This is a genomic window from Streptomyces sp. NPDC055140 (assembly GCF_053607285.1).
Genome location: NZ_JBSGTG010000011.1, coordinates 264704 through 272480, shown reverse-complemented (window position 1 = coordinate 272480; position 7777 = coordinate 264704). Strand labels below are relative to the sequence as shown.

Genomic DNA, 7777 nt, shown 5'->3' with positions numbered 1-7777 from the left:
GCCCTGCCGGGGATGAGGAAGCGCACATGGTTAGCGGACGAGTCGTGACGGCTTTGAGCCGCTCTATTCACAAGAGAGCTGGATTGGTGACCGTCTCTCGCCACAAGTGACAACTGGGCTGCTTGCACCGTGATTCAGCGGCGTGCATCGTACGCCGCCTGTCATCCGGCCCGGCGGCAACTGGGCGACTTCCACCACAGACATGACGTCCACCTCGTCCGTGGGCGCCGGCAGCGACTCAGGAACGTTCCCGCTGCTGCTTGTCCCACTGAGCTCGCGACAGGGCGGTGGGCCGTGGGAGCCGGACGCCGTCCACGTACAGGTCGACGTGCTCGTTGTAGAAGGCGACCATCCCCGCGACGGCGGCGCACGACACCGTCGGGAAGTCGTACGCCCAGGCGAGATCGTCGTGCGCGACGGCTCCGCCCACGAACGACCAGTACGCGCTGGTTCTGCCCTTGTACGGGCACGCCGTCACCGTGTCCGAGGAACGCAGCAGGGTCCAGTCGACATAGGCGCGCTCCACGTAGTGCCGGGTCGGCAGGCCGGTTTCGAAGAGCTTCACCGAGGACGGCGCGTCCGCCAGGACGGTGCCGTCCACCTCGACGCGCACGCTGCTGGACGAGCGCAGCGCGTCCACCCGGGTGTACGGGTTCCTCGGGTGCACGAAGACCTGCTCCTCCTCCTCGTACCACGCGTCGATCGCGTCCCACCGGAAACGGGCGGTGCCGATGAGTGCCTCCGGGGCTCCCTCGTCCCAGACCCACGCCGCACCCTCACGGACCTCGGAGCCGACCCGCAGCGAGTGCCGCCGCGCGGGGCCGGGGCTCAGCCGGCCGACGCGGCCGTCGTCGGACAGGACGCCCTCGGCCAGATCCCGCAGCGGAATGCTGTACTGCGGATAGCCGGGCCACTCCCACACGTACAACGCACGCCGGGTGTCGAACACGCACCGGCCGCTGACCTGCGCACGGATCCGCCGCGGCACCGGCTCGATATGCCCGACAGGAACGACAAGACCTGGGTAGTCCACACTCTCGTCCGCCATCGGCGATCACCTCAGTCCGCTCGGCCGCTTCCGTACATCCGACTCTTCCCAGTTTTTCCGGAGGACGCGCGAACGGCCACCCCTGCCGTGATCCAGGCGATCCCGCTGATCAGACGTCGGTCGTGCCGATGCCCGCCCGCGAACCGTTGACGCTCAACGGTTCGGGCTTCTACTCCTGATCGGCGGCGCACTAGTTTGGAAGACCCCGTATACGGATCGTGGCTGACCTGCCAAGGAAAGTTCTATCGCGCAAGTACCGGGACGCATTACAAGCTGTCCGGGCTTGTTCCACAGGGGTCCAGGGGCATCCGGTAGTCGGTTCGCGCTGCAGGTCAGGCGCCCTACCGAACGTCCACGGACGAGCGCGTACCGCACCGGGTTGAGCAGCAATCGAGACTAGAACTGAGACTGACCCAAGTCCGGCTGGATGTCAGCGCAAGCGACGACTCTCGCTCGCGAGGTCACCACTGGCAGAACGCGACGGTTGCGTCATCGCCTGACTTGGACTAACCGATGAGGGTCTCCTTCGGGCGGACTACGCAGAACTCGTTCCCCTCCGGATCGGCCAGCACGGTCCACGACTCGTTGCCGGTCTGTCCGACGTCCGCTGCGCGAGCGCCGAGTGCGAGGATTCGCTCGATCTCCGCCTCCCGGTCTTCCGCCGCGGATGTCAGATCGAGGTGCAGGCGGTTCTTGACGACCTTGCGGTCGGTCACCGGCATGAAGCAGATTCCCACCGGGGCCGTCTCGTCCGGCCCGATCACGACCGCCCGCTCCCGCTCGGACAGGATCTGCCAGCGCAGCACCTCAGCCCAGAACCGGGCCAGGGCGGGCAGGTCGTGGGCGTCGATGACGATGTGATGCAGCGAGATAGGCATGTCGGACAGTGTTCCCCTTTGAGGGCGTGGACAGACCGGAGGCGGCGGTCGTCAAACACTGCCGTCAAGGCAAAAGCCAGAGGCCCCGTGGATTCCTCCACGGGGCCTCTGGTCTGGTGTGCACTCGGCAGGATTCGAACCTGCAACCTTCTGATCCGTAGGCGGGTGCGCACACGGATCCCCTGAACTCTCCTAGCCACCAGAGCCTGTTGGCCAGGATTCACCCGTACGTCGGCGTGTGCCTGTGTGCGCCGACGTTGATGTCAGACGCTGATGTCAAACAGCGGCGCTTCCGAAGGGTCGGGCACTTGGGGCTGGGCTACGCCTCACCCTCAACAGGTGCACTGGGGCATCCCTTGACTCGGACCACCGCTTTAGGAGCGAGGGTGGGTAATCACCGGCGTGACCTGGGAATCCTTGCCTCGGGCAGCGTGGGGTGGTAGGCACCCTGGCGAACCTCGATTCCCCGTGAGTCACCGTCTGTTCTGGCACGGAAGTGGCACGCCCAGCGGCCCCTCGATGCGAACTATGGGCGGGGCGGTCGTCGAGGTCTCCTGAGAACGTCAGCCGGTCGCCCGCGGCCAGCGGGGGTCAGCCGTAGGTACGGAGGTTGCTGTACTCCGCTGTTGTACTGCCGCGCCACCGCTGCGGGACGTGTCAGTCGACGAAGTACTGGTCGTGCCGGTCGAAGAACTCGGCGCGCTCCGCCTCCGTGGCGTCGCGCATCTCCGACATCTGCTCGAAGAACTCCTCGCGCGGTGCGCCCGGCGTGAAGAGCAGCAGCATCTCGGCCGGGCTGTCGGAGTCGTTACGGAAGGCGTGCAGCCCGCCCTGCGGGACGAGCAGGAAGTCACCCTCCCGCGCGTCGACCCAGTTCTCGCCATTGAACAGGCGGACGGTTCCACCGAGGATGAAGAAGGACTCCGAGATGGTCCGGTGGAAGTGCGTCTGGGGGCCACCCGCCTTCGCCCCCAGCATGACCCGGTACAGGCCGAACTCACCGTGCGTGATGTCGCTTGTCGCGAGGTAGCGGATGCGCATGTCGTCTCCGGGGCCGCCGACATTCGTCGCAGTGCCGGCTGGCAGGAAATGCGCGTTGATCTCGCCTCTATCGCCGAAGTACACCTGCTTCGGGTACGACATGCAAACCATCCCCTTGGGTGCTCCGGAGGCCAGAGCTAGAGGTCGCGCGTACCTCTCCATCCTGTGCACAGCATCCGGGGCATGCCATTCGGGGGACGGTCATCGGTCGCTGGGGCGTGGTCGCAAGTGATCGTCGGTTGTGCGGATCATCCAGATCGACGGTGCGACGGCGCCTCTGTCCGGACATGCTTGAACCCCAAGTGCTCGTAGTAGGCGTGCAGCCCCGTGTTCCGTAGGCGGGTGCGCACACGGAACCCCTGAACTCCTTTAGCCATCAGGTCCTGTTGGCCAGGGTTCACCTGCACGCCGGCATGTGCATGGGTGCGCCGACGTTGATGTCAGCCATTGATGTCAGTCATGGGTGTCGTAGACCTACGGATACCCTCATGGCGGCCCGCGTCGGTCGGCGACTGCTTCCCCCAGCGTCGGCCCGTTGTGGAGGGGACCAGCCCGTTCGAGCCGGGCCGAGTGGGGTGATATCCGCCTTGTAAGGGCGGACGTGATCCGAAGCGAATGCGCCCAGGTCACTCTGGCTATAGCGGCAGCCCAGGTGAACGGCGCGTCTCGACTGCGCCGAGCCGTCATTGACCGTGGTTGACCGCACGATGTGGCACGGCTGTGGCACGCGACTTTCTGATCCGCGCGCTGCGGGCGAACGCCCTTCTATGCGCAGCTCGGCGGTTCGTCCTTGGTCGGTACGAATTGCATCGTGGGCATCCCGGCGGCGTCGAAGTTGGCAGCGTCCGGGCCGATCAAGGTCATGTAGCCGGCGAGCATCTGGCTGTTCTGTGAGGGCGGCTCCCCCTTGACTTGCTCGACACCGACGAACACGGAGTCGAGGACCCACCAACGGCCGCCGAATTTAACCCACTTGATCCCGCAGTGCGTATAAATGTCGTATGGATACGGCTTGTGCTGCGTGGGCTCTGTTGGCCCTTCCTGCCACTTGTCCATCGTGGCGGTGCGGGCGGGCAGGGTGGGGCCGGTGTACCCCTCGTCGCCCGGGTTGTCGGACGAGGGCGAGCAGCCGGAGAGCAACAGCCCGGCGCTCAAGAGCAGGACGGCGGCTTGGCGCGATAGATTCACGCACCTTCGACGCTGCAGACATGCGTTTCGTTCGATCTGCGGTCAGGGTTGTTCTGCTGCTCGTGCCCCGGAGGTGGCTGTCGTTCCCCGTCCTATCGAGCACGCGATTCACTCGCAGTCGATGGCGTGAACGGTTCCCAGGGTCTCCAGTGGCGCCTTGGGAATCCAGTCGCTTGGCCGCACTGTAAAGCCCCTCACGCACGGCCGAGCCTGATCGATGCGGAGAGCTGCCCATGAACCTCGCTTACGGGACCCGCTGGGGAGTACTAGCTCGAAATCGCCTTCGAGCGTCACTAGGTAGCACGACACCGACAGTGAGGACACTCCAGGATTCAGGTAACCAGCAGCCGTCGCTTGCGTCGTTGACACAACACGGACGTTAACCGGACGAGCCACTCCCCACGAGCGGGCCCACTCCAGTACAAGCTCACGGATGCCCGCCAACTCGTCCGCAGCTATTTCACCACCCATCCGGGCAAGGTATGGCCTCTCGCAAGTGCGACATAAGACGGAAACCAGCCCGGCCCAGCTACCGAAATGTGCACTACGGCAGGTCGGGGGCCCTTTCTCACCGGATCACTGCCAGTTCTCCGGGCTTAGGCATAACCTTCCAGTGTCGCAGACATACGGCAACGGGCCCGCCGCCCTGTGGACAACGAGCCCGTCACCTGAATCCGCGCAGGTCAGCCGGGATTTTCAGGTCGGTCAGCCGACCCCGACAAAGATCACCAGGAGCAGCCAGACCACCGGCGCCGTCGGGAGCAGCGAGTCGAGGCGGTCCATGATCCCGCCGTGCCCGGGGAGGAGCGTGCCCATGTCCTTGATCCCCAGGTCGCGCTTGATCATCGACTCGCCGAGGTCCCCGAGCGTGGCGCTGGCCGCGACCGCGAGCCCGAGCAGCAGGCCCTGCCACCAGGCACCGTCGTCGATCAGGAACTGCATGCACAGCGCGCCGGCGGCCATCGCGAACGTCACCGCGCCGACCAGGCCCTCGCGGGTCTTGCCGGGGCTGATGCGCGGGGCGAGCTTGTGCTTGCCGAAGCGCCAGCCGATCGCGTACGCGCCGGTGTCGCTGACGACCGTGAGCAGCAGGAACGTCAGGACGCGCTGCGGCCCGTCGTCCGCGGTGAGCATCAGCGCCACGAAGGTCGCGAGGAACGGCACGTAGAACGCGGCGAAGACACCGGCCGTGACGTCCCTGAGGTAGCCCTCGGGGGGCTCCGTCATGCGCCAGACCAGGACCGCGAGCGCGGTGAGCGCCATCGCCACCCAGGCGCCCTCGGTGCCGCGGACGTATCCGGCGACGACCATCGCCGCGCCGCCGATCGCGAGCGGCACGAGGGGCGCCTTGATGCCCTTGCGCTCCTCGAGCCGCGAGGTGAGCTCCCAGAGGCCGACGACGACGGCCACCGCTATCACGCCGATGAACACGGCCTTGACGATGAAGAGCGACGCGACGATCACCGCGCCGAGCCCCACCCCGACTCCTATGGCTGCCCCGAGGTCACGGCCCGCGCTCTTCTTCGGCGGTGCGGGGGCGGGCTGTGCGGCGCTTGGCATGGGCTCCTGCGGGCTCTCGTGCTGCGCCTCGTGCGGCGTCACATACGGCGTCTGGTGCTGCGTCTGATGCTGTGTCGGATGCTGCGGTTCGTGCTGTGCCCCGCGCGGCTGCTCGTACTGAGAGTTCCCGCGCGGCTGCTCGTGCCGGGGCCCGTGAGGGTGCTCGTGCTGTGTCCCGCCCGGCGACTCGTCGCGGAACAGGGGACCGCTCGGCCGAGCAGCCCCCCGATCGTCGTCCTGGTCACGACCACCGGCGGGTACATCGGGCATTTCGGGCACGATGGGCATGGGCCGAGTCTCCTCAACCGCATGCTGTTCGTACGCGGGACCCGCCGGGGAAGCCCCCTGGGAAGGCCCCTGGTCGGGCGGCCCCCAGTACCCGGCTCCGGTCGGCGCTCCCCAGGAAGAGTCGTTCACGGATTCCTCAGACCTCGAGCAGCTCGGCTTCCTTGTGCTTGAGCAGCTCGTCCACCTGGGCGACGTACTTCGCGGTGGTGTCGTCGAGCTCCTTCTCGGCACGGCGGCCCTCGTCCTCGCCGACCTCGCCGTCCTTGACCAGCTTGTCGATCGTCTCCTTGGCCTTGCGGCGGATGGAGCGGATCGAGATCTTGGAGTCCTCGGCCTTGGTCTTGGCGACCTTGATGTACTCCTTGCGGCGGTCCTGGGTCAGCTCCGGGAACGTCACACGGATGATGTTGCCGTCGTTGCTCGGGTTGACGCCGAGGTCGGAGTCGCGGATCGCCTGCTCGATGTTGCGCAGCGCGCTCTTGTCGAACGGAGTCACCACGGCCATCCGCGGCTCGGGCACGGAGAACGAGGCCAGCTGGTTGATCGGGGTCAGCGCGCCGTAGTAGTCCGCCACGATCTTGTTGAACATCGCCGGGTGCGCACGGCCGGTGCGGATCGCGGCGAAGTCCTCCTTGGCGACCACGACGGCCTTCTCCATCTTCTCCTCGGCCTCGAGGAGGGTCTCTTCGATCACCACTTGCTCCTGCGTGTCTTGAGTGAGGCCCGGCATGCGCCCAGGGCGGCCGGCTGCGTCGTGTGTCTTTCCTGCACGGTGTCCGACCGGCAGGACATTGTCCATCCCCTGTCGGGGGGTCGTGTCAGGCCCGCGTTCCGTGGTCGCCCACGAGCGTGCCGATCTTCTCACCCTTGACCGCTCGCGCGATATTGCCCTCGGCGAGCAGTTCGAAGACGAGGATGGGCAGCTTGTTGTCGCGGCACAGGGTGATCGCGGTCATGTCGGCGACCTTGAGGTCGCGGGTGATGACCTCGCCGTAGCTGAGCGCGTCGAACTTCACGGCCTCGGGGTTGGTCTTCGGGTCGGAGTCGTAGACCCCGTCCACCCCGTTCTTGCCCATGAGCAGCGCCTCGGCGTCGATCTCCAGGGCGCGCTGGGCGGCGGTCGTGTCGGTGGAGAAGTACGGCATGCCCATACCGGCGCCGAAGATGACGACGCGGCCCTTCTCCAGGTGGCGCACGGCGCGCAGCGGGATGTACGGCTCGGCGACCTGCCCCATGGTGATGGCGGTCTGGACGCGGCTGTCGATGCCCTCCTTCTCCAGGAAGTCCTGGAGTGCGAGGCAGTTCATGACGGTGCCGAGCATGCCCATGTAGTCGGAGCGGGCCCGGTCCATGCCGCGCTGCTGGAGCTCGGCGCCGCGGAAGAAGTTGCCGCCGCCGATGACGACGGCGATCTGCGCGCCGTCGCGCACGACGGCCGCGATCTCACGGGCGATCTTGTGCACCACGTCGGGGTCGACACCCAGACCCCCGCCACCGGCGAACGCCTCGCCGGACAGCTTCAGCAAAAAGCGCCCCGCGCCTTTGCCGTCGTCGCTCTTGTCGCCCTTGTCGGCCTTGGTGGTGGTCATGGTGATCTCGCCTCTTTACTTGGCACACATACAAAGAAGGCCATTGCCGGTGGGGTGTTGTTCGCATCCCATACTCGGCAATGGCCTCCTCGTCACATCTGCGGTCGCCCGACGCGCACGCGCTCGTGGCGGCGTACGCGGGAGACTGCTGTCGACCCTACTGGGATCTCGTCGACCCTAGCGGT

General features: G+C 66.6%; 7 protein-coding genes. All 7 read right to left on the bottom strand.

The genetic code is table 11. From position 1 onward, the window contains the following. Positions 1–238: 238 nt before the first annotated feature. On the bottom strand, positions 239–1048 hold the full coding sequence (locus tag ACWFR4_RS22770) for a DUF427 domain-containing protein (protein ID WP_328753750.1): 810 nt from the start codon (positions 1046–1048) through the stop codon (positions 239–241). 506 nt (positions 1049–1554) lie between these two features. Beyond that, entirely contained in the window at positions 1555–1926 is a 372-nt protein-coding gene (locus tag ACWFR4_RS22765; protein WP_453654197.1) for a VOC family protein, read from the bottom strand. A gap of 657 nt (positions 1927–2583) precedes the next feature. Then, a complete protein-coding gene (locus ACWFR4_RS22760) occupies positions 2584–3069 on the bottom strand; it encodes a cupin domain-containing protein (RefSeq protein ID WP_453468139.1) in 486 nt (161 codons plus the stop codon). 663 nt (positions 3070–3732) lie between these two features. Beyond that, positions 3733–4155 carry a hypothetical protein gene (locus ACWFR4_RS22755; RefSeq protein ID WP_453654195.1) on the bottom strand — a complete coding sequence of 141 codons (423 nt, stop codon included), beginning with the start codon at positions 4153–4155 and terminating at the stop codon, positions 3733–3735. Positions 4156–4860: 705 nt separating this feature from the next. Next, positions 4861–6132 carry a phosphatidate cytidylyltransferase gene (locus tag ACWFR4_RS22750; protein ID WP_453654193.1) on the bottom strand — a complete coding sequence of 424 codons (1272 nt, stop codon included), beginning with the start codon at positions 6130–6132 and terminating at the stop codon, positions 4861–4863. 7 nt (positions 6133–6139) lie between these two features. After that, the gene (frr, locus tag ACWFR4_RS22745) at positions 6140–6697 is read right to left on the bottom strand and encodes a ribosome recycling factor (protein ID WP_093780078.1); all 558 of its coding nucleotides are present in this window, start codon (positions 6695–6697) and stop codon (positions 6140–6142) included. Between the two features lie 124 nt (positions 6698–6821). After that, positions 6822–7592: a UMP kinase gene (gene pyrH, locus ACWFR4_RS22740; RefSeq protein WP_100595086.1), complete on the bottom strand. Its 771-nt coding sequence runs from the start codon at positions 7590–7592 to the stop codon at positions 6822–6824. Positions 7593–7777: the final 185 nt, after the last annotated feature.